This window comes from Rickettsia endosymbiont of Cantharis rufa (genome assembly GCF_964026445.1).
Lineage (GTDB): Bacteria > Pseudomonadota > Alphaproteobacteria > Rickettsiales > Rickettsiaceae > Rickettsia.
In genome coordinates this window covers 234,153-255,638 of the sequence record NZ_OZ032150.1, presented here as the reverse complement: position 1 = coordinate 255,638, position 21,486 = coordinate 234,153, and the positions used below count along the sequence as shown (strand labels likewise).

Below are 21,486 nucleotides of genomic sequence, written 5' to 3'. Positions count from 1 at the left end.
GAGGCATAGAAAATAAGTGGAAACGATATTTGCACAAAGTTCTGCATTCGGTAAATCAGGGGTAGCGGTTTTTAGGATTTCCGGCCCTAAAAGCTTAGAAGTTTTGCAGCTACTTACCGGTAAAAAAGACTTTAAGCCGAGATTAATGTATTATCAACAAATTACAGTTCCTGAGACCAAGGAGCTAATTGATAATGCTATGGTTGTTTATTTTAAGTCACCTAATAGTTTTACCGGCGAAGACGTAGTCGAAATTCATCCGCACGGCAGTAAAGCTATCTCTACAATGCTTATTAATGTGTTATTAAATCTAGCTGATATTCGTTTAGCGGAACCAGGAGAATTTACGAAAAGAGCTTTTTTAAATAAAAAATTTGATTTAACAGCAGCAGAGGGAATAGCCGATTTAATTAATGCCGAAACTATTATGCAGCATAGGCAAGCAATTAGACAAGCAAGCGGTGGGCTTGGAAAATTGTATAATAACTGGCGTAATCAGCTTCTAAAAATCATCTCTCTGCTTGAAGCTTATATAGATTTCCCCGATGAAGATATACCGGATAGTGTCCTTAACGACGTTAATAACACTCATACAAATCTTGTGAATACAATATCTGAATATCTTAACGATAATAGGCGAGGAGAGCTACTAAACAGCGGTCTTAGGCTTACAATTATCGGTCCGCCGAATGTAGGTAAATCTAGCCTACTAAACTTCTTAATGCAAAGAGATATAGCGATTGTCTCGAATATCGCAGGAACTACTAGAGATATAATTGAGGGTCATTTAGACATTGGTGGTTACCCTATTATTTTGCAAGATACAGCAGGTATAAGGGAAGAAAGTAGCGACATTATTGAGCAAGAAGGTATAAAAAGAGCTATAAATTCGGCTAAAACAGCGGATATTAAAATTATTATGTTTGATGCCGAAAAATTAGACTCCTCTATAAATGAAGATATTACTGATTTAATTGATGAAAATACTATCGTGATAATTAATAAAATCGATCTTATAGAACCGAATAAAATATTAGACCCTTTTCATATTGAAGATATATATAAGTGCTTAATGGTTTCGATTAAGAATAACATAGCCTTAAACGATATATTAAAAAATATTGAAAATATTGCCGAAAATATGACAGGCTTTACCGAAACACCTTATATAACAAATCAGCGTCATCGTCATTATTTAAAACAAGCTCTCTCGCATTTAACGGCTTTTAGCTTAGATAATGATTTAGTCTTAGCAACTGAAGATATTAGAATGACAACGCGCTCTATCGGTGCTATTACGGGCGTTATTAACGTAGAAGAAATATTAGGAGAGATCTTTAAAAATTTCTGCATAGGAAAATGATTTTACCGCTGTCATCCCGCGACTTGATCGCGGGATCCAGTTTTTTAATTTTTACTGGATGCCGTGGCTCCACCACGGCATGACAAATAACCATAACCCACCTCAAACACCTTTTTCATATATTAATTTATTTTAACTTTCTCTTGACAGAAACATTAGCATACTCTAGAAACCACGTTTTGTGGTTTTATTAATTAAATTCAAGGAGTACTAATTATGGCGCCTGTATTAAATATAAATTTTAAATGCGTTATGCCTATATTTGAGAATGAAATGGCAAGTAGTTTGCCCGGTAATGTAAAACATATCATTCACAAACTCGGTAATACTATACTTTCATCGGTATATAATACTGCTGAAGGAAGCTTCAAAAAAGGTTACCTAGTAGACAATGCAAAGTGTAACTGGAAAAATATTGAACAATCTTTCAATGAGTCCCCTAATGACTTTTCAACACTACACCAAGAATGCAGAAACGGCTTAGATAATCCAATAAATAATATTTTTACCGATGCAGAAAATAGTCCACATATACTTTTACAACAAGCTATAACACCTCATCAAAACAGTACGGCTAATATTTTTGATCAGCTTTATAAAGTAACGGATGATTATATGTTCTCTCAAGGCGATATTACCGAAATTAACGGAGCTGATTTCTTAGGTCTAAATGAATGCACTAAGGAAGGGGCTATAAGTGCTTTACAAAACTATAATGCTTATAAGGAAACGCTAATACCTCATGCATCGTTTATCAATACTCTTGAAAATACTCTAAATCGTTTAGGTATATCTTTAGACAATATTTCCCCTGCAGAGATAGGTAAACATATTTTAGATCAACTTGATAAAGCTTACACTGAGGCAACTACTGCTTCTTCTGTTAATACTCTTGAAAATACTCTAAATCGTTTAGGTATATCTTTAGACAATATTTCCCCTGCAGAGATAGGGAAAAATATTTTAAATCTATTAGATAAACCTTTCACTGAAGCAACCGTTTCCACTACAGAAAAACCTAACGATGGCACAAATGGCGGTGAAGTGTGGGGTTATCTCGCTGTAGCAGGGGGTACATTGGCTCTAGGCGCTATCTTAGGATATGCAGCTAAATATGGATGGGATTGGTATAAGGGGAAAAATATAGAAGATGAGGATTTAGATTTAGTAACGGACAATAAGAATTCAAAGTATATAGAACTATTACATAAAAATTTTAAGGGTAATTCAGTTATATTAGATAAGATTGTAGAAATTCATGATTTAAATGATGTTATAAAAATAGCTAGATCTAATGAACAATATAAATTCTCAATACTATCACTAACTAATTTAAATAATGAAATTATAAAATTAAATTCCCCATCCAGTATAGTAATGAACTTAGATTCTTCAAGTAGGATATTGCATGAAATATGTCAGGGTCTTGATGGTTCTGATAGCCTTAATACTATCAGCAACTTTGCAACTTTAATAACAACTATACGGACAGCGGATACTGAGTCCGAAGAATACAAAAAAAGTATTGCAAAAATATTTGAGATATTCAATCCTCATTACACAAATATTGAATATCAAGATCCCGAAGTGCCGCTATTAGCCGATGGATCGCCATCATCCGATTCTTCAGGTTTAAGTGTTGAATAAACCATTATTGACTTTTTGAAAGTTATATATAAAATGATACTCGAAATAGCAAAACGCTATTTCGAGGTGTCGAAACCTCTGCCAAAAGTGAGAGCATTTCTCACAAAACCGATGTAATCCTCGACTTCACGGTCGGGGATACATTAGTCGTGCCCAGAGCTTAAGGGTTACTTTAAGCTTAAAACCTAGTGTGGCTGACTTTTGACAGTTTTCGACCTCCTCGACCACCAAAAATTATGCTCATTGGTGGTTAAAAAACTTAAAGCTTTTCAAATTAAGCTTAATTACTTTGTAAGTTTAGGCGGTAAATAATTTTCTGTTGAGATTACTTTTTTACCGGTTTTATTTTCTAAGGCCTTTTAGCGTTTTTAGCTATACTCCCTCCTATTTTACCTGCAACTTTATTTTCTTCCATACTTGTTGCATTATTAGTTTCTGCTACCTGACGAATAGATAATTCAGCAAGGGCAGTAAAAATTAATTCTGCTTCATTCATGTGATCACGTAAAAAATATTTTTGTTTAGGCAAAGTTGATGGTAATATTTTAACAGTCCGTTTTATGCTCCGAGATAATCGTATAAGAATTTTTGGAGCAAGGTATTGGCATAAAAGGTAAAAGAATTTATGAGCAAGAGAATAAAATACACCGATGGGGAAATAGGTGCAGTAAAGATAGTAAAAGATCTCCTGCCGCATCCTAAAGGGTTGTTATTAAAAGAGACTTCCGTAAAAGTAACTATTTCTTTAAGTGAAGAGAATGTAGAATTTTTTAGGTCAGAGGCCGCTCACAGTCATGTTTCTTATCAAAAAATGATTAAGGTATTATTAGATAAGTATACTAAACATTACAAAGAGGATAAAAGAGCATAATCTAATGAACTGAGCTGGCGAAAAGCATAAGGCACGTAATGCGAACCTTTAACGAGTTTAGATTAGCCTTGGTTCAGGCGGTGGTTAAGTCTTTGTATGCTTTAATTTAAAACTACAAGACATGGCTTACTACCCATAATCCCGTAAACTGAGCTGGGCGGGAGCGTGGGACGTTATGCGAACCTTTAACCGGTTCAGATTAGCCTTAATTCAGGCTTTCATTAAGCCTTTTTATTCTAAAAAGGTAGCTGATCTACAAAATTACCTTTCTAAAAATCAAAGATATACGCTTATTACGGATTATTTTATTATCACTTTTTCTTGGTATAATTCCATGCTTCCATTCATATCTTGCTTCATTTTTGAAGACTAATAAACTTCTTGGCTTAAGCATAATAGGATGCTTCACTTTATTATTTGTTAGCTCTATAATACAGCTGCCACCTAAACTCAGTGAACATATGGTATCTGAAAAACAAGGTATACAATCTACGTGTGGTGCTATACCTTGCCCTGGCATATATTCATTTATAATTACTTGGTCTGGGATTTCATTAAAAATATTTAATTTATAAAACATATCAGCTATAACCTGTAACCACTTAGGCAGGAGATCTAAATAATATGATGGATCTATAATACGGCTTTTATAATCATATTTATAACCATAATGCTGAACTCTCCGTTTCAATTCAGTAATCCACGAGCAGTTATCTATTACTTTTATTAATTGGCCGCACCTCCATTTTACAGATGTGGATATTAAAAGGCTATACGTTCAACAAGAGTTCCGATGACTTTATCATGAATATCCAATGACTTGGAAAAACAAATTGTTTTACGTGTCAGTCTTTTGCATCTTGTTCTAAGATTTAAGTTACCCCGTTCTATCCGTTGAGTATATTTTTTACTAACAATGTGTTTTTTGGGATCTAATAACCTAGCATAACTTCCCCATCCATCTGTAAAGTAAAAAGTAACCTTAAAATCCTCCGGTTTTTTTCAGTAATGATTCTGATGTGCTATCACATCTTGTACCAAAAGTATAAGCAACTACTTTTAACAAAATCTTATCCAAAGAATATCAAAGCCATCTTTGTTTGGATTTATTCTGTACATAAGACCATTGTTCATCTATTTCAGGAGCAATAATTACTTCTATCGTATTGATAGAATGATTTATCTTTTTTAACGCTAGATTTTTTTTAAAACACGGATAACCGTATTGATACCCACTTTTAATACTCTTACTGTATCCCTAACTCCAGAGCCATTGATTGACATATCTACTATCTGAGTCTTGACTCCAGGCTTAGAGGCATTATTAATATATTACAGTTAAAAATATCGATTACACTGCTTGCATTGATATCTCTGTTGTTTTGAAATTGAATATCCCGCCTTTACTACTTTTTCTGTGTCGTTACAATATCTACACTTAACATCTATTCTTGATCTACACTTAACATATATTCTTGTCATAACTCCTTAACTATAATTCTCTCTTATTACTGTTTGAGGATTATAGACTATTCATGCTAAGCTGCAATACGGGGGCACGGCCAATTTCCTTCTCCAACTAAAAGTGAATCGCCTGAATTAATACAGGAAATAAAGTCATATTTTGTTATGCTTTTCATAAGCATCCAGAGCTTGGAATCTAAAACCTTTAATTCTTTATTATACTGATAATTTCTAGTTTTATTTGTTGCAACTTTAGGATTAATACGTTTGTTTGTAATTCCAGTATTATAAATGCACAGTCAAAATCTTCTTTATTTATCATAATAACCTTAGTAATATTACAGGTATCATATCACTATAAATACCTTATACTAATCCTGTTATAATATTTCTTTTAAATGTTTTTTGTAAAATAACTTGAATTTTAAATAGAACATGTGTTGGCGGAGAGAGAGGGATTCGAACCCTCGATACGGTGTGACTCGTATAACGGTTTAGCAAACCGCCGCCTTCGGCCACTCGGCCATCTCTCCAGTTATAGCTTTACTTTATATCAGCTAATAAGCAAAATTTCTAGAATTATTTTATAATTTTTCTAACTAAATATTATCAAAATCATTTTCCGGCTTTACAGAATCGCCTATAATCAAAGCTTTCGTATCGCAACCGGGCAGCCCTTTAAAGTTAATATGTCAATAGCTAGGTAAACCATTCCAGCTACGGGAATGTTTAATATATTTGTTAAGATGTTTAACCTTTGTTTCTATAGTTTTAATACTCGTATTATCGTTACAAATATTAAGAAGCTGTTCGATTATGTAACAAATAGATTTGGTATCATTTTTATATTTACCTATTAGGTACGCTATAATTTCGTTTCGTTTGTTTAAGCTAAGATGACAAGAATCTGAAAGTAATAATTTTACAAAACCGTCTTTATCACTACAGATACTAGATAATATTTCTGAATGTTCTTCGCTAAGATTATTAAATAATTTCTGATATTTTACTAAAAATCTATTCCAAGTTATTGCTTCAATATCGACAAAATTATTATAATTTTTAGGCCGGTAATTTAAATTATAATGCTTCAATGGCACTATAAAATTGAGGTGATCTAAATTTTGATGAAATTTTGTAGTTCTTCAAAATATGCAGTCATAAAAATGATCGTGTACTGAGTAATAGCAGAATCTACAAAATAAAATTGATAAATAAATTTGATAATATTTGATATATCTGCTACTAACTCGCTGTCTAGTTTTCTAATATCATTTACTATATAACCTATATATTTTAACTCTTCATCCGCGTGATCTATATATTTAATATTTAAATCTTCAAAGGTAATAACTTTCCCTTTGGCTATTTTATCTATTATCGTATAGTTTTTAATTATAGGTTCTTCATAGTTAGCAATAATATAAATTGCCGGATTATATACCTTTGAAATTATTTTGCAGCATATTTTTTATTGCTTTTACCATATTTTGATTTAGGTAATCAAGCTCTAATATATGAATATTGGTAAGTAATAAACTTGCACGTTCTATTTTATCAAAAGGAATAACATACCACGGGTATTCACCTTTTTTAACGTCTCCCTTAATAAGAGCAATTTTGTTGTAACATTCTTCTTTTAAAAATGTATCATTAGCATCTGTTAAAGCTAAATTTTTATAATCCTCTATTATCTTATTTAAATAGCTCAGCCAATCGCTAGTTAGCAATTCTAGAAATTTCTTAAAAAACTAAAACTAATTTTCATATAATAATATTATTGAGCTAATTTAAAAGTTTTATAAATCAGAAGTTATTAAAAGCGTTATTTGTTAATGTTATCTAAAAAATTCTGTAGTTCTTCTAAATTACTTATATTACTTAATTTGAATGGATAATTAATTTTTCGGAGCATATTTGTTAGTAAGCTTCCAGGTCCTATTTCTACTATATGGGTTACGTCTAGCTGATTAAATAGCTCTAAAGTTTCACGCCATCTAACTCGTCCGCATATCTGAAGAATTAAATTTTGTTTGATTTCTAGAGGATAGGCTATAGGTTTTGCGGTATAATTCTGAATTACCGGTATTAGAGGTTTGTTAATTACTGTTTTATCAAGTGCTATTTGCATTTTATATTCTGCCGGCTTCATTAAACTACAGTGAAATGGAGCACTGACTTTCAACTTTATTGCTTTATAACCTAAATCTTTAATTATACTAATAGCGTGATCTATAGCTGTGGTCTTACCGCTAATAACTATTTGCCCCTCAATATTATCGTTGGCTATTTGGCATAAATTTATTTTGTTGATATCTTCTAATAGTTCTTCAAGCTTTTGAATCGGAATATTAATACAAGCAGCCATAACTCCCTCGCCTTCAGGACATGCTTCTTGCATAGATGTACTACGTACATGAAGTAGTTTTGCAGTATCTGTAAGGCTAATACTTCCGGTACTACATAAAGCACTATATTCACCTAGAGAATGACCAGCAACATAATCGCAAAGACTATCCAAATTTTTACCGATTTCAGCTTTGATAGTATTTATTATTGCTATAGATACCGCCATTAATGCTGGTTGTGCATTAGTAGTTAAGGTAAGTTCTTCAGAAGGTCCATTAAAAATTATATCAGTGAGTTTTCGGTTTAGTACTTCATCAACGATTTGGAAGGTTTCTTTGGCAGGTTTAAAATTATCGTAAAAATCTTTTCCCATGCCGATCAATTGCGATCCTTGACCGGGGAAGATAAGAGCTGTTTTCATATTTTGTATTATCGATTGAGTTTATTAATAGATTTTATTAAAATTTCCTAAAATAGTCAAATTATTTTAAACACTTTGAAACTGTTTTTCAATTGTTACGCTATGTAAGATTTTTACAAAAGCATTAATTTTTCTTAGCTTTATAACTTGATTACTTTCAACTAGTAATATAAAGTTAAACTAAGAAAATATAAACAAGGAAATTAGTTATGAGGTTAAAATAATACTTTGAAAAGTTAGAAAGTGCAGCTTTTGGTTCATGGCTTGCTGCATTTAAAAAATCGTTTAGTAAATGGGGATTAGAAGAAGAAGCGCTGAATATAAAGCAAAAGGAATCTGGAAAGCTAGAGGTTAATAAAAAAGATTTGGTTGTTTTATCTAAAAATGTTATTGAAATTGAAGGAAAAGAGGTAATAGAGCAAGAAATTTCAAGAGTTAATCAATACAAAGAAAGTATAGGTTTGGTATTTACCCTAATTACTAATATTCAATTAGAAAAATTTGCAGAATTTATCTCTAATTTACCGAAACAACATAGTGAATTTAAGGATTACTTTTGTAGCGAAGAACAAAAAGATGGGTTTTTTAAAGAAGATGCTTATAAAAAAGTTGTTAATAAGGGTAAATTAGTTGAAAAATTTCAAAACTCAGATAAATATAATTATGAAAAAATGGAACAAAATGTTTATGAATTACAAGCTTATTTAGGTTCATATGAACATAATTGTGGTATTCCTAAATTTGATTTATTAGGGCAAGCTTATTATTCATAATACATAAATTATTATACTTTATATCTATTTTAATAGATCACATTCCTGTGTTACTCTATCTAGTTCTTCTTCAATCTCCTTAATTCATCATACAGATGTTCTTCATATCTCATTACTTCCTTGAGTTTTGAATGTTTATTAACCCAATTATATAGACTATACTTCGTAATTCCTAGTTCTCTAGCTGTTTGAGCAAAAGGTTGCTTAGACTCAATAGCTAATCTAATCGCTGATTCTTTAAATTCAGCTGGATATATCTTTGGCTCTATATCCGGCATTTTTATCCCTACTGTTAATATCGTCTATTATTAACTTTCTGGAATGTCAACAGCGGTCGAAAAATGATACATAATTTTAATATATACTGTTTGAAAATTGATACAGTATAATAAGAAATCATTTGATATTTAAGTCATAAGATTATCCTCCTGTTTATTAATCACCTCTATTGATACAAGACCAGCTTTCTTTTTATTTCTAAGTCTGAAACTATCCCCTTTAATATTGAGTATCGTGGAATGATGGAGCAGACGATCTAAGATAGCAGCTGTAGGAGCACTATCCTGAGCAAGATTATTGTGCCATTGTCCAAATGGAAGATTACTTGTAAGAATTATACTATCTTTCTCATAACGCTTTGCTATAACCTGAAATAATGGATTAGCTTGTTCCTGTTTTAATGGCAGATACCCAAATTCGTCTACTATGAGTAATTTGTATGGAAGGATGACTTTTTTAAGTATAGCGCCTAGATTTCCCTGATTTAGTCCTGCATTAAGTACGAGCATTAAATCCGCAGCTGTTATAAATTTAGTCTTGATTCCACATTGCGTAGCTGCATAACCAAGGGCAATAGCTATATGTGTTTTTCCTACTCCAGAAGGATCAAGCAAAATAATGTTTTCTTGTCTTTCTACAAAAGATAGGGAACTTAGATTTTCCAGAACCTTGCGTTTGACTCCTGTAGCAAAATCATAGTCAAAATCATCCAGCGTTTTTATAGCAGGAAAGTCTGCCATTCTTGTGAGTATTGATTTACTCCTATTTTGTCGCGCCAACAACTCTGTTTTTAATATTGACTCAAGGAAATCCGTATAACTTGAGTCTTCTTTACTAGAAGGACTGTGCGATATCAAAATAATTTTCAGCTACCTGAACAAGATTTAATGAGTGGCACATCTCTGCTATACGTTGGTGCTGCAGGTTCATAATGCCTCCAATATATCTAGTATACGCATAGGGAATGCTGCAAAGAAACTGTAGAAAATCGTTCTTCTTTACCTTCCATAATCTCTAATACCGCAGGATGACTACCGCTATAATCCAATGGTAGTGGTTGAGGAGTACTCCTCTCAGACTTTAATCTTTTTACAGGTATTTCACCTGTGGTGCCATGCACACGCATATTCGCTATATCTCGCAGCCATTTTAGCACCTCTGAATTTGCAGTATCCACATCCAACACTAGCTCTGCTGTTTTTAATTTTGTCACTAATGGGTTATAAAAGCTTTCTCTGAGATATCTATTAAATCGCTCAACCTTGCTCTTGGTTTTTGCTTGATAAGGTCTACACACTCTTAAGCGGAAACCATAATGTTTTGCAAAATCTAGCATTCCTTTATTAAAAAGATGTATGTCAAGACCATACGTATCTCTACCCAGTATTACTGTTTTCATATTGTCATAAAGCACTTCTTTTGGTACTCCGCCAAAATATTCAAATGCACGCTTATGGCATTCTATTAACGTTACAAGCTTCTCATTAGTAACAAATTCCACATAACTTGCTCGACTATATCCTAATGTAGCTACAAAAGCTGATAAAGTGTTCTTGCCTTTACGAAATTCAATCCAATCAACTTGCATCTGTTTACCGGATGCAGTCTCGAATCTTACCATATCCTCCTGCTTAGCTGCTGGCTTTATGCTTTTTAAATAATCTCTGAGTTGGGTCATCTTGCCCGTGTAACCCATCTCCTTTATCTCTTGAAACAATACAGTGCCGGGTAGCGATATAGGATAGGCTGATTTTATTCTTTCGCTCAAGTACTCCTTATACGGGGCTAGCTTTGTTATCAACTTCCTCCCATCCTTATATTTAGGGCTACCATCATATTTTAAATATTTACGTACTGTATTTACTGAAACACTTACTTCTCTTGATATACTTCTTAGGCTTGTGTCTTGTTTATTTAATATTTTTATTTCCATTATTTGCTCCAGTATTATCATTATTTTTTACCTCCTTACCCAGAAGATATTACTTTAATACTGTATCAATTTTTATCCATTGTGCTGTATCATTTTACTTCCGTTGCTAACAGATGTAAGGTCGCACCTCCATTTTACAGATGTGGATATTAAAAGGCTATACGTTCAATAAGAGTTCCGATGACTTTATCATGAATATCCAATGACTTGGAAAAACAAATTGTTTTACGTGTCAGTCTTTTGCATCTTGTTCTAAGATTTAAGTTACCCCGTTCTATCCGTTGAGTATATTTTTTACTAACAATGTGTTTTTTGGGATCTAATAACCTAGCATAACTTCCCCATCCATCTGTAAAGTAAAAAGTAACCTTAAAATCCTCCGGTTTTTTTCAGTAATGATTCTGATGTGCTATCACATCTTGTACCAAAAGTATAAGCAACTACTTTTAACAAAATCTTATCCAAAGAATATCAAAGCCATCTTTGTTTGGATTTATTCTGTACATAAGACCATTGTTCATCTATTTCAGGAGCAATAATTACTTCTATCGTATTGATAGAATGATTTATCTTTTTTAACGCTAGATTTTTTTAAAACACGGATAACCGTATTGATACCCACTTTTAATACTCTTACTGTATCCCTAACTCCAGAGCCATTGATTGACATATCTACTATCTGAGTCTTGACTCCAGGCTTAGAGGCATTATTAATATATTACAGTTGAAAATATCGATTACACTGCTTGCATTGATATCTCTGTTGTTTTGAAATTGAATATCCCGCCTTTACTACTTTTTCTGTGTCGTTATAATATCTACACTTAACATCTATTCTTGATCTACACTTAACATCTATTCTTGCCATAACTCCTTAACTATAATTCTCTCTTATTACTGTTTGAGGATTATAGACTATTCATGCTAAGCTGCAATACGGGGGTGCGACCAGATGTAAGAATAATCTCGCAGGAAGAGCTAGCAAATGATCAGGAACTCAGTAGTTAATTTAAAGACAAGCTAGAAGAAAGCTATTAAGTCCAAAGCGGTATACATCAACCGCAAAATGATGTAATCCTCGACTCTATTAAGATCGGGGAGATTTTAGGTATGTTCAGAGCTTAGAGCTTTGCTTTAAGCTTAAAACCTATTATAGCTGATTTTGGACAGTTTTTCTACCTCCCCGACCGCCAAAAATCATGTTCATTGGTGGTTAAAAAACTTAAAGTATTTCAAAATTTGCACAGTCTGTTATATATTTTTTCCGTCTGTGGCAGTTAATTTCAGTCCGTGACAATTTGTCATGACCTCACTTTTTTGTTCATTTAATCTTCGTTTAAGCTTACTTTAATAAGCATCAGGACTATCAGTCAATACTCCTACTACATCGACTACTGAAAACCACAAAATATTTTAAATAAATTTAATAACTTATATTAGAAATAAAAAATCTTTTATTATAATTAAACTGTTAGTTTAAATATAATAAGTTATCGATTGACTTTTAAAGGAAGTTAGGTATAAACTTTAACCGAAGTAGCAAAACGCTATTTCGGGGTTTCAAAGCCTTTTGTAAACGTGGTTGGTATCTACCATTGAATGATACCATCCTCAACTTTATTACGGTTTGGGTGATAATAGCATATGTCCAAGATATAAAATTTAATTTTATATCTAAAAGCTATTATAAGCTGTCGTTTACGGTTTCTTTGAACGCCCCGACCACCAAAGTTAAACTTCGTTGGTTAAAACTTGAGTTATTTAAGTTTAATTAATCGGGAGTCATTATACGTCCAACCAAAATACCAAAACCCTACATGAACTCGTAGCAGAGTTTACTTCAAAAGAAAATTTAGAAATTCTGAGAACAGAGGTAGCAGATTTGCTAGAAAGACCTTTGAAAAAGAGGGATATCGACGCAATAGAGAAACGTTTGACTGAACTAGAAAGAATATTTAGTAATGATTTATAGACTTAAAAATATCATCATCCCATTTTATTAACTACCTACTATAAAAATAAGCACTAGGATAATTGGTCGTGCCCCCGTATTGCAGCTTAGCATGAATAGTCTATAATCCTCAAACAGTAATAAGAGAGAATTATAGTTAAGGAGTTATGGCAAGAATAGATGTTAAGTGTAGATATTGTAACGACACAGAAAAAGTAGTAAAGGCGGGATATTCAATTTCAAAACAACAGAGATATCAATGCAAGCAGTGTAATCGATATTTTCAACTGTAATATATTAATAATGCCTCTAAGCCTGGAGTCAAGACTCAGATAGTAGATATGTCAATCAATGGCTCTGGAGTTAGGGATACAGTAAGAGTATTAAAAGTGGGTATCAATACGGTTATCCGTGTTTTAAAAAAATCTAGCGTTAAAAAAGATAAATCATTCTATCAATACGATAGAAGTAATTATTGCTCCTGAAATAGATGAACAATGGCCTTATGTACAGAATAAATCCAAACAAAGATGGCTTTGATATTCTTTGGATAAGATTTTGTTAAAAGTAGTTGCTTATACTTTTGGTACAAGATGTGATAGCACATCAGAATCATTACTGAAAAAAACTGGAGGATTTTAAGGTTACTTTTTACTTTACAGATGGATAGGGAAGTTATGCTAGGTTATTAGATCCCAAAAAACACATTGTTAGTAAAAAATATACTCAACGGATAGAACGGGGTAACTTAAATCTTAGAACAAGATGCAAAAGACTGACACGTAAAACAATTTGTTTTTCCAAGTCATTGGATATTCATGATAAAGTCATCGGAACTCTTATTGAACGTATAGCCTTTTAATATTCACATCTGTAAAATGGAGGTGCGACCGGATAATTTACAGTAACCATTATGATAAATAGCGCAAAACTGTAAGGTTTCTATATCCGTTTCATCATGTAATAAAGCCATTAATGTAGGGGGGTTGATGCTTTAAAAGGAGGGAGAACGTACATAACCAAACCCGCCAATATTAGTATGATTATTCCTAGAATAATACCTATTATATTGAAGGCATTTATAAAAGCAATATTAACCTCCTGAATTAATTCGTGAGCAGATGAAGGTGGTAGTTGTTGAGCAATAATTATTCCTTTGCCAATTGAGTCACGAGCTATTTCTGCCATTGATACAGAAACACCGTGAGGGATTACTATATTGTTACTATATATAAAAGATGTAATACTTACAATAACAGCTATACCTAATACATTACCTAATTCATATGCTGTTTCTTGTAGTGCTGCTGCACCTCCGGATCTCTCTGCCGGCACTGCATTCATCATAACTGTTACGGTGGTAGAGAGGCATAGACTACTTCCTATACCAAGCAGTCCAAGATATATAGTATTCGATAGTAAATCTCTATAGTCTAATATACTAGGTAAAATTAATGATATAGTAGTAAAGATAAGCCCACTAAATATTATTACACGTGCGGTAAATCGCGTGAGTAAATACGGCATAACTAAAGAGGCAATTAAAGCAAAAACTGCTGCAGGCAACATATAAAGACCTGCATGCAAAGGACTTAACCCTTTGATAAACTGTAACCATAAGGACATGAGATACGTTATGGATCCTAAGACACAAGTAATCAGCAAATAAACTATTACTCCTATACTAAAATTGCTAATTAAGAATAAACGCATATCCACTAATGGATCATCATTTTTAAGTTGACGTAAGGTAAATATTATTAGTAATACAATGCCAATTAAGAGCATCCCGCCGGATGCTAGATTCATAATACCGTATTTAGCCAACATCTTAATGCCTTGAACTAAAGCTGCCATACCAAAAAATGATTGAAATACTCCTATCCAATCCCATGGCTCATTACTAGGATTAGATGATTCAGGAATCCAAACTATGCCAAAAGCAATAATTATTAGTGCAGTAGGTGTGTTTATAAAAAATGCAAATTGCCAACTTAAAAGCTCAACCAATACTCCTCCTAGTACGGGTCCTATAGCTGCTCCTACGGTTGCCATTATTCCCCACACGGATATTGCGATCATACGTTCGTGTGTATTAGTAAAAATATTACGCAATATAGATAAAGTGGAAGGCATAATCATTGATCCTCCTAACCCAAGTAAAGCACGACATAATACTAATCCCCATGGGTCATCAAATACATAAACTAACATTGAAGCGATGGAAAAAACTAAAAGCCCCCAAAGTAGTAATCTTTTACGACCAAATCTATCTCCTAGTGCACCTGCGGTGATTAGAAGACCTGATAATACTAATGCGTATGCATTGATTATCCATAATTGTTGTAAATTAGATGGTTTTAAATCAAGGATTATAGTAGGCATAACAGCATGCAAGATTGTAGCATCCATCGATACTAAAAATAAGCAAACGCTTAAAATAATTAAAATATGCCATCTAAATTTATAAGACGGAGATGGTGAATTATCTTTAGCGATATATTCAGTTTGTGAGAATTGTGATACCATATGTGATAAGTTATTTAATAAAGGTTTTACTGGATCTATCTTTTTCAGGAAAATAGGATTGTTGGCAGTCCTATGTCAATTCAGTTGGATTTGCATACAAGAATCAAGACCTATAATTAATAGGAGAGTGACGAGTGACATAGTAGGCGAATCCAAATCAATTAACTATAACACAAGTAAACTTAACATCTAAGCACCACCTAGTATGGAAGTCAAGATTTAACCTTACAAGCATAATAAAATAAATAAAATTTGATTTTTCTTTCTTAAGCTTATATTTTAATTGATAAGTTTATAATATGGAAATTTATGTCAAATACAGATAAAGAAAGAGCCATTGCCGCAGCACTCGCGCAAATCGAAAAAAGCTACGGTAAAGGTTCGGTAATGAAATTAGGACAGCGTCCGAATGTTGATATAGAAGCCGTATCGACAGGTTCACTTGGGCTTGATATAGCTCTTGGGATCGGCGGTGTTCCTAAAGGTAGAATAATCGAAATTTTTGGTCCTGAAAGCTCAGGTAAAACTACTCTAACATTGCATTTAATTGCTGAAGCCCAGAAAAAAGGCGGCACATGTGCTTTTATTGATGCTGAGCACGCCCTTGACCCTGCTTATGCAAAGAAACTCGGCGTAAATATTGACGAACTTATCATTTCACAGCCCGATACAGGTGAACAAGCTCTAGAAATTGCCGATACTTTAATTCGCTCCGGCGGTATTGACATGGTAATAATAGATAGTGTTGCAGCTTTAGTACCAAAATCAGAGATTGAAGGCGAAATGGGTGATGCCCAAATGGCTTCTCAAGCAAGATTAATGAGCCAAGCTTTACGTAAACTTACCGCATCAATTAATCGTACTAATTGTATTACTGTGTTTATCAACCAAATTAGGATGAAAATAGGTGTCATGTTCGGTAATCCCGAAACTACGACAGGCGGAAATGCTTTAAAGTTCTATGCTTCTGTTAGGATAGACATAAGAAGAATTGGTGCGATTAAAGATAAAGAGGAGGTAATAGGTAGTCAAACTAAAGTAAAAGTAGTTAAGAATAAAGTATCACCTCCGTTTAAAACCGCAGATTTTGATATAATGTACGGCTCAGGTATTTCAAAAGAAGGTGAGATAATTGACCTTGGCGTTAAGCTTGATATCGTCGAGAAATCAGGTTCATGGTTTTCTTATAATAATGTACGTATCGGTCAAGGGCGTGAAAACGTCAAACAATATTTAAAAGAATATCCTCAAATTTCCAACGAAATTGAGAAAATAATACGTGAAAGATCATCAAAAATTACTATAAATCTTGATCAAATGGAGGAAGAAAATGATTGATTTAACAGGTAAAACTTCCTTAATTACAGGGGTCTCAGGAGGCATAGGCGGAGCTATAGCAAAGCTACTGCACAAACTCGGAAGTCATGTAATTATTAGCGGTAGTAATGAGGAAAAATTAAAAGCCCTTGGAAATATTTTAAAAGATAATTATACAATAGAAATATGCAACCTTGCAAATAAGGAAGAATGCAGCAATTTAATATCTAAAGCATCAAAGCTAGATATTTTAGTGTGTAATGCCGGTATTACTAGCGACGCATTAGCAATTAGAATGAAAGATGAAGATTTTGACAAAGTTATTGATATTAATTTAAAAGCAAATTTTATTTTAAATCGTGAAGCAATAAAAAAAATGATGCAAAATAGGTATGGACGCATTATTAATATATCTTCAATAGTAGGAGTTTCAGGCAACCCAGGGCAGGCTAATTATTGCGCTTCTAAAGCAGGTTTAATCGGTATGACCAAATCGCTCTCTTATGAAGTTGCAACTAGAGGAATTACGGTTAATGCAGTAGCTCCGGGATTTATTAAGTCTGATATGACTGATAAACTGAACGAAAAACAAAGAGAAATGATAGTACAAAAGATTCCATTAGGAACTTACGGTATGCCGGAAGACGTGGCAAACGCAGTCGCATTTTTAGTAAGCGATCAAGCATCTTATATTACAGGCCAAACTATCCATGTAAACGGGGGGATGTTAATGGTGTAAAATTTTGTGCTAGCATAAAATAATTTTTTGTGCTAGAAGTTCTTTTAAAGATAAAATGCTATGAATATTTTAAATAAATATTCATACAGTTATAAATAAAGCCTAGTAGCTGAATAACCGCTATTATGCGGCATATAAAATTAAATGATTTATGGAGTTCAAATTATGAGTACAACGGACAAGATCGAGCAGAAAGTTATTGAAATGGTTGCTGAAAAGCTAAATAAAGATAAATCGATAATAACTACGGATTCGCGATTTATAGAAGATTTGAAAGCCGATAGCCTTGATACCGTAGAGTTAATGATGGCAATAGAAGTTGAATACGGTATTGATATACCTGATGATGAAGCCACTAAAATTAAAACTGTATCCGATGTTATAAAATATATCAAAGAACGCCAATCTTAATCTGCATAAATTAAATCCCTAATAGATAATTAGAAATGTCGAATCAGCGAGTAAATAAAAGAGTAGTTATTACCGGACTTGGACTTATTACTCCTGTTGGGCTTAATGTTAGCTCATCTTGGAAAAATATTGTAACCGGGGTAAGCGGAATAAAAACTATTACGGCATTTGACACTTCTAAACTTGCGTGTAAAATTGCCGGACTTATAGATAGCTCTGAGAAGGATGGATTTAAACTTGAAAATTTTACACAGGCAGATGACGTTAATAGACTAAGTAAAATGGATAAATTTATCCATTACGGAGTAGCAGCCGCAACCGAAGCAGTTGAAGATAGCGGTTGGTTACCCGAAGATGAAAAATCTCGTGATAGAACCGGCTTGATATTAGGTTCAGGAATCGGAGGACTTAAAATGATCGAAGATACTTCTATCAAACTTTATCAAGAAAATAACGGCAAAGTTAGTCCTTTTTTTATTCCAGCCTCATTAATTAATCTTTTGTCCGGTCTCGTATCCATAAAATACGGCTTTAGCGGTCCGAACCAAGCAGCAGTAACCGCTTGCTCTACAGGAGCACATGCTATAGGCGATGCTATGCGTATGATAAAGCACGGCTATGCAGACGTTATGGTCGCAGGCGGCGCAGAAGCTCCCGTTACACCTGTCGGAGTTGCCGGTTTCGTGGCAGCTAGAGCTCTTTGCACTAAATATAACGATAATCCTGAAAAAGCATCAAGACCTTGGGATAAAGACCGCAGTGGCTTTGTTATGGGTGAAGGAGCAGGTGTTGTAGTCTTAGAAGAATATGAGCATGCCATAAATCGAGGGACTAAAATTTACGGTGAAGTTATAGGATACGGCTCGACAGGTGATGCTTATCATATGACTGCTCCACATCCTGAAGGTAGAGGGGCTTATAGGGCAATGAGAGACGCAATGCTAGATGCAGCTGTCACTCCAGATATGATTAATTATATTAATGCACACGGTACTTCTACTAATCTTGGCGATGAAATTGAATTAAACGCTGTTCAAAAATTATTTTTAGAAACGAATCCTCAAATTTTGATGTCTTCTACTAAATCATCAATAGGACATTTGCTTGGTGCAGCAGGAAGCGTTGAGCTTATCTTTTCAGCTCTTGCAATTAGAGATCAGATTGCTCCGCCAACCTTAAACTTAGACAACCCTATGGATGAGGTTAAGATAGATTTAGTAAAATTAAGGGCTAGAGAAGCTAAAATAGATTACGTATTATCTAATTCTTTCGGCTTTGGCGGTACTAATGCTAGTTTAGTGATTAGAAAGGTTTAGTTTAAATCATTGTCATACCGTGGCTTGCATGGCTGTATATATCATTCCCGCGTAGGCGGGAATCCAGGGTAAAGCGAGCTTTTAATTTCAAAGATTTGCTGTATTTATATTTTTTTTCTGAATTCCCGCCTCCGCGGGAGTGACCTCTAGTGGGTTTTACGAGCCATGCAGCAACGCCAGCTTGACCACGGTATCCAGCTTAAAAATGCTAAAAATATATATTCTAAATTGTTTTCTGGATACCGTGGTCAAGCCACGGTATGACATCATTATGACCCCAATTTATTACATTAAAGACGGTAATTTAAGTTTTGCGGATAAAGTAATTTTATCTGATTTAGAGCTTTATTTATACAAAGGTGATAAGGTTTGTCTTATAGGTCGTAACGGCTGCGGAAAATCAAGCTTGATGAAAGTAATATCAGGTGATTATGAGCTAGATAGCGGCGAGTTATTTCAAGACCCTCTCGTCACAACCGGCTATTTAAGACAAGATATTTCTATAAAGGCTAATCTAACTGTTTATGATTTTGTCTTACAGCAGACAGATAGTACAAAAGAAATAGATAAGTATCAAATCGATATAATCCTAGAAAAATTACAAATCAGCGGAGCTGATAACTTATCCACCTATTCAGGAGGTCAACTTAGAAGAGTAAGTCTTGCTAAAATTTTAATATTAGAGCCGGAAATATTATTACTTGATGAACCAACCAACCATCTAGATATTGAAACAATAGAATGGTTAGAAGAGTTTGTTAAATCCTATAACGGTGCTATTATTTGTGTTAGTCATGATAGGACATTTCTCTCAAATGTTACTAATAAAATTTGGTGGCTTGATCGAGGAATTTTGCATAAGTCCGATAAAGGATTTAAATTTTTTGATGAATGGCAAACAATTATAATAGAGCAAGAAGAAGCTGCGTTACGGAAATTAAATAAAAAACTATCTCAAGAAAATGAGTGGTTAAATTCCGGCGTTACCGCTAGACGTAAGCGGAATCAAAAAAGACTTGCAGGGTTAAAATTCTTAAAAGCAATAGCACGTGAACATACTGAGAAACTAGCTAATTCAAAACAGAGAGTTAGGGCAGAACTTGCCGAGAATATAGCTAAAAGCAAATTTATTATCGAAGTAAATAATATTACATTTAGTTATAACAATACTAATATTATCGATAATTTTACTTTTCGTGTAGAAAAAGGCGAAAAAATTGGCATAATCGGTGCAAACGGCTCAGGCAAATCTACCTTTATTAAATTACTGACAAGGCAACTTACACCTGACTTGGGTAAAATTATATATGGCGGTAATTTAGATATTTCATATTTTGATCAACATAGAGAGGAATTAAACCTTAGCCATACATTACAACAAACTTTATGTCCTACAGGCGGTGATCAAGTATTTTTGCCGAACAATAAAGCCATGCATGTTGCCGGTTATTTAAAACAATTCATGTTTGATCCTAAACTACTTAATGCAAAAACTGCTATTCTATCAGGCGGTGAAGCTAATAGATTATTACTGGCAAAAATGCTAATTAACCCAGGGAATCTTTTAATTTTAGATGAGCCGACCAATGATCTCGATATGGATAGTCTAGAAATTTTACTAGATATGCTTGCAGATTATTCAGGTACTTTAATCGTAGTTAGCCATGATCGTGACTTCCTCGATAGGTTAGTTACTAGAACTTTAGTCTTTGCTCAAGGTAAAATTCATGATATAACAGGGGGTTATGAGGATTATAAACAATATTTTACTACGACTCCTATAATCAAAAAAGCTTCAAAACCACTACCATTAACTTCTCAAAAAGACTCCACAAATAAAAAATTATCTTATAAGTATCAGCGTTTGCTCGAAACATTACCGAATGATATTGAAAAGCTAGAAATATCAATCAATGACCTAGAAAAAGAACTCGAAGATGTTAATCTATATTTAGATAATCCTCAAAAATATAACTGCGTTACTAGCCAATTAATTAATGATAAAAAGAAACTAGATGAGTTATTAAATCAATGGCTAGAAATACAAAATTAATTTTTATTAAAATTTTCTTGACTTAATTATTAACTTTTGTTAGCGTTTTGTGGATTATGGAAACATATAT

At 33.4% G+C, this 21,486-nt stretch carries 23 protein-coding genes, 1 tRNA gene and 4 pseudogenes; 14 read left to right on the top strand and 14 right to left on the bottom strand.

Translation table 11 applies throughout. The features are described from left to right. Positions 1 to 16 precede the first annotated feature (16 nt). Both mnmE and AAGD46_RS01340 read left to right on the top strand, forming a co-directional pair. Positions 17 to 1,363: a tRNA uridine-5-carboxymethylaminomethyl(34) synthesis GTPase MnmE gene (gene mnmE / locus AAGD46_RS01345; protein ID WP_341787465.1), complete on the top strand. Its 1,347-nt coding sequence runs from the start codon at positions 17 to 19 to the stop codon at positions 1,361 to 1,363. A 216-nt stretch (positions 1,364 to 1,579) separates the two neighbouring features. Continuing rightward, positions 1,580 to 3,010 (top strand): DUF5460 family protein, encoded by a 1,431-nt coding sequence (locus AAGD46_RS01340; RefSeq protein ID WP_341787464.1) that lies wholly within the window; start codon positions 1,580 to 1,582, stop codon positions 3,008 to 3,010. Positions 3,011 to 3,359: 349 nt separating this feature from the next. Here AAGD46_RS01340 and AAGD46_RS01335 read toward each other — a convergent pair whose 3' ends face one another. Next, on the bottom strand, positions 3,360 to 3,539 hold the full coding sequence (locus AAGD46_RS01335) for a hypothetical protein (protein WP_341787463.1): 180 nt from the start codon (positions 3,537 to 3,539) through the stop codon (positions 3,360 to 3,362). A gap of 96 nt (positions 3,540 to 3,635) precedes the next feature. Between AAGD46_RS01335 and AAGD46_RS01330 the strand changes: the two genes are divergently transcribed. Next, positions 3,636 to 3,881, top strand: a complete 246-nt coding sequence (locus AAGD46_RS01330; RefSeq protein ID WP_341787462.1) for a CopG family transcriptional regulator — start codon at positions 3,636 to 3,638, stop codon at positions 3,879 to 3,881. A gap of 253 nt (positions 3,882 to 4,134) precedes the next feature. Here AAGD46_RS01330 and AAGD46_RS01325 read toward each other — a convergent pair whose 3' ends face one another. From AAGD46_RS01325 to fabD, 6 genes and pseudogenes are all read right to left on the bottom strand, one after another. Next, positions 4,135 to 4,572, bottom strand: a complete 438-nt coding sequence (locus AAGD46_RS01325) for an alpha-ketoglutarate-dependent dioxygenase AlkB (protein WP_341787461.1) — start codon at positions 4,570 to 4,572, stop codon at positions 4,135 to 4,137. Positions 4,573 to 4,643: 71 nt separating this feature from the next. Next, a pseudogene (locus AAGD46_RS01320) lies at positions 4,644 to 5,363 on the bottom strand (IS1 family transposase). Positions 5,364 to 5,786: 423 nt separating this feature from the next. Then, positions 5,787 to 5,878, bottom strand: a tRNA-Ser gene (locus AAGD46_RS01315). A gap of 159 nt (positions 5,879 to 6,037) precedes the next feature. Continuing rightward, on the bottom strand, positions 6,038 to 6,439 hold the full coding sequence (locus AAGD46_RS01310) for a hypothetical protein (RefSeq protein WP_341787460.1): 402 nt from the start codon (positions 6,437 to 6,439) through the stop codon (positions 6,038 to 6,040). Positions 6,440 to 6,781: 342 nt separating this feature from the next. Next, the gene (locus AAGD46_RS01305; protein ID WP_341787459.1) at positions 6,782 to 7,075 is read right to left on the bottom strand and encodes a hypothetical protein; all 294 of its coding nucleotides are present in this window, start codon (positions 7,073 to 7,075) and stop codon (positions 6,782 to 6,784) included. Positions 7,076 to 7,170: 95 nt separating this feature from the next. Beyond that, on the bottom strand, positions 7,171 to 8,115 hold the full coding sequence (fabD, locus tag AAGD46_RS01300; protein WP_341787458.1) for an ACP S-malonyltransferase: 945 nt from the start codon (positions 8,113 to 8,115) through the stop codon (positions 7,171 to 7,173). Positions 8,116 to 8,480: 365 nt separating this feature from the next. Between fabD and AAGD46_RS01295 the strand changes: the two genes are divergently transcribed. Then, a complete protein-coding gene (locus AAGD46_RS01295; RefSeq protein ID WP_341787457.1) occupies positions 8,481 to 8,888 on the top strand; it encodes a hypothetical protein in 408 nt (135 codons plus the stop codon). 59 nt (positions 8,889 to 8,947) lie between these two features. On the opposite strand, the gene AAGD46_RS01290 is transcribed toward AAGD46_RS01295, so the two are convergent. From AAGD46_RS01290 to AAGD46_RS08550, 6 genes and pseudogenes are all read right to left on the bottom strand, one after another. Next, a complete protein-coding gene (locus AAGD46_RS01290; protein ID WP_341786903.1) occupies positions 8,948 to 9,166 on the bottom strand; it encodes a transposase in 219 nt (72 codons plus the stop codon). Between the two features lie 129 nt (positions 9,167 to 9,295). Further along, positions 9,296 to 10,097, bottom strand: a pseudogene (istB, locus tag AAGD46_RS01285) (IS21-like element helper ATPase IstB). A gap of 16 nt (positions 10,098 to 10,113) precedes the next feature. Then, positions 10,114 to 11,100 carry an IS21 family transposase gene (istA, locus tag AAGD46_RS01280; RefSeq protein ID WP_341787866.1) on the bottom strand — a complete coding sequence of 329 codons (987 nt, stop codon included), beginning with the start codon at positions 11,098 to 11,100 and terminating at the stop codon, positions 10,114 to 10,116. Between the two features lie 149 nt (positions 11,101 to 11,249). Continuing rightward, positions 11,250 to 11,429: pseudogene (locus AAGD46_RS08560) on the bottom strand (IS1 family transposase); the annotation flags it as partial. A 142-nt stretch (positions 11,430 to 11,571) separates the two neighbouring features. Next, positions 11,572 to 11,625: a hypothetical protein gene (locus tag AAGD46_RS08555; protein WP_410525952.1), complete on the bottom strand. Its 54-nt coding sequence runs from the start codon at positions 11,623 to 11,625 to the stop codon at positions 11,572 to 11,574. Between the two features lies 1 nt (position 11,626). Then, positions 11,627 to 11,770, bottom strand: a complete 144-nt coding sequence (locus AAGD46_RS08550) for an IS1-like element transposase (protein WP_341786690.1) — start codon at positions 11,768 to 11,770, stop codon at positions 11,627 to 11,629. A 1,448-nt stretch (positions 11,771 to 13,218) separates the two neighbouring features. On the opposite strand from AAGD46_RS08550, the gene AAGD46_RS08545 reads away from it, so the two are divergent. From AAGD46_RS08545 to AAGD46_RS08530, 4 genes are all read left to right on the top strand, one after another. Continuing rightward, entirely contained in the window at positions 13,219 to 13,344 is a 126-nt protein-coding gene (locus tag AAGD46_RS08545; RefSeq protein ID WP_410525941.1) for an IS1 family transposase, read from the top strand. Positions 13,345 to 13,392: 48 nt separating this feature from the next. Further along, complete coding sequence (locus AAGD46_RS08540) at positions 13,393 to 13,536, top strand: IS1-like element transposase (RefSeq protein ID WP_341786690.1); 144 nt, start codon at positions 13,393 to 13,395, stop codon at positions 13,534 to 13,536. Then, the gene (locus tag AAGD46_RS08535; protein ID WP_410525950.1) at positions 13,493 to 13,591 is read left to right on the top strand and encodes an IS1 family transposase; all 99 of its coding nucleotides are present in this window, start codon (positions 13,493 to 13,495) and stop codon (positions 13,589 to 13,591) included. Before AAGD46_RS08540 ends, AAGD46_RS08535 begins: the two co-directional genes overlap by 44 nt. A gap of 166 nt (positions 13,592 to 13,757) precedes the next feature. Beyond that, positions 13,758 to 13,913, top strand: coding sequence for an IS1 family transposase (locus tag AAGD46_RS08530; protein WP_410525951.1), 156 nt, complete (start codon positions 13,758 to 13,760; stop codon positions 13,911 to 13,913). Between the two features lie 110 nt (positions 13,914 to 14,023). On the opposite strand, the gene AAGD46_RS01265 is transcribed toward AAGD46_RS08530, so the two are convergent. Further along, positions 14,024 to 15,580 (bottom strand): MFS transporter, encoded by a 1,557-nt coding sequence (locus AAGD46_RS01265; RefSeq protein WP_341787456.1) that lies wholly within the window; start codon positions 15,578 to 15,580, stop codon positions 14,024 to 14,026. 74 nt (positions 15,581 to 15,654) lie between these two features. Here AAGD46_RS01265 and AAGD46_RS08525 point away from each other — a divergent pair. From AAGD46_RS08525 to AAGD46_RS01240, 6 genes and pseudogenes are all read left to right on the top strand, one after another. Then, positions 15,655 to 15,752 (top strand): annotated as a pseudogene (locus AAGD46_RS08525) (palindromic element RPE2 domain-containing protein); the annotation flags it as partial. 137 nt (positions 15,753 to 15,889) lie between these two features. Next, entirely contained in the window at positions 15,890 to 16,918 is a 1,029-nt protein-coding gene (recA, locus tag AAGD46_RS01260) for a recombinase RecA (RefSeq protein ID WP_341787455.1), read from the top strand. Next, on the top strand, positions 16,911 to 17,636 hold the full coding sequence (gene fabG, locus AAGD46_RS01255; RefSeq protein WP_341787454.1) for a 3-oxoacyl-ACP reductase FabG: 726 nt from the start codon (positions 16,911 to 16,913) through the stop codon (positions 17,634 to 17,636). The genes recA and fabG overlap by 8 nt, the downstream gene beginning before the upstream one ends. A 165-nt stretch (positions 17,637 to 17,801) precedes the next feature. Next, a complete protein-coding gene (gene acpP / locus AAGD46_RS01250) occupies positions 17,802 to 18,047 on the top strand; it encodes an acyl carrier protein (RefSeq protein ID WP_004997429.1) in 246 nt (81 codons plus the stop codon). A 35-nt stretch (positions 18,048 to 18,082) separates the two neighbouring features. After that, positions 18,083 to 19,363: a beta-ketoacyl-ACP synthase II gene (fabF, locus tag AAGD46_RS01245; protein ID WP_341787453.1), complete on the top strand. Its 1,281-nt coding sequence runs from the start codon at positions 18,083 to 18,085 to the stop codon at positions 19,361 to 19,363. 271 nt (positions 19,364 to 19,634) lie between these two features. After that, a complete protein-coding gene (locus AAGD46_RS01240; protein WP_341787452.1) occupies positions 19,635 to 21,416 on the top strand; it encodes an ABC-F family ATP-binding cassette domain-containing protein in 1,782 nt (593 codons plus the stop codon). Positions 21,417 to 21,486: the final 70 nt, after the last annotated feature.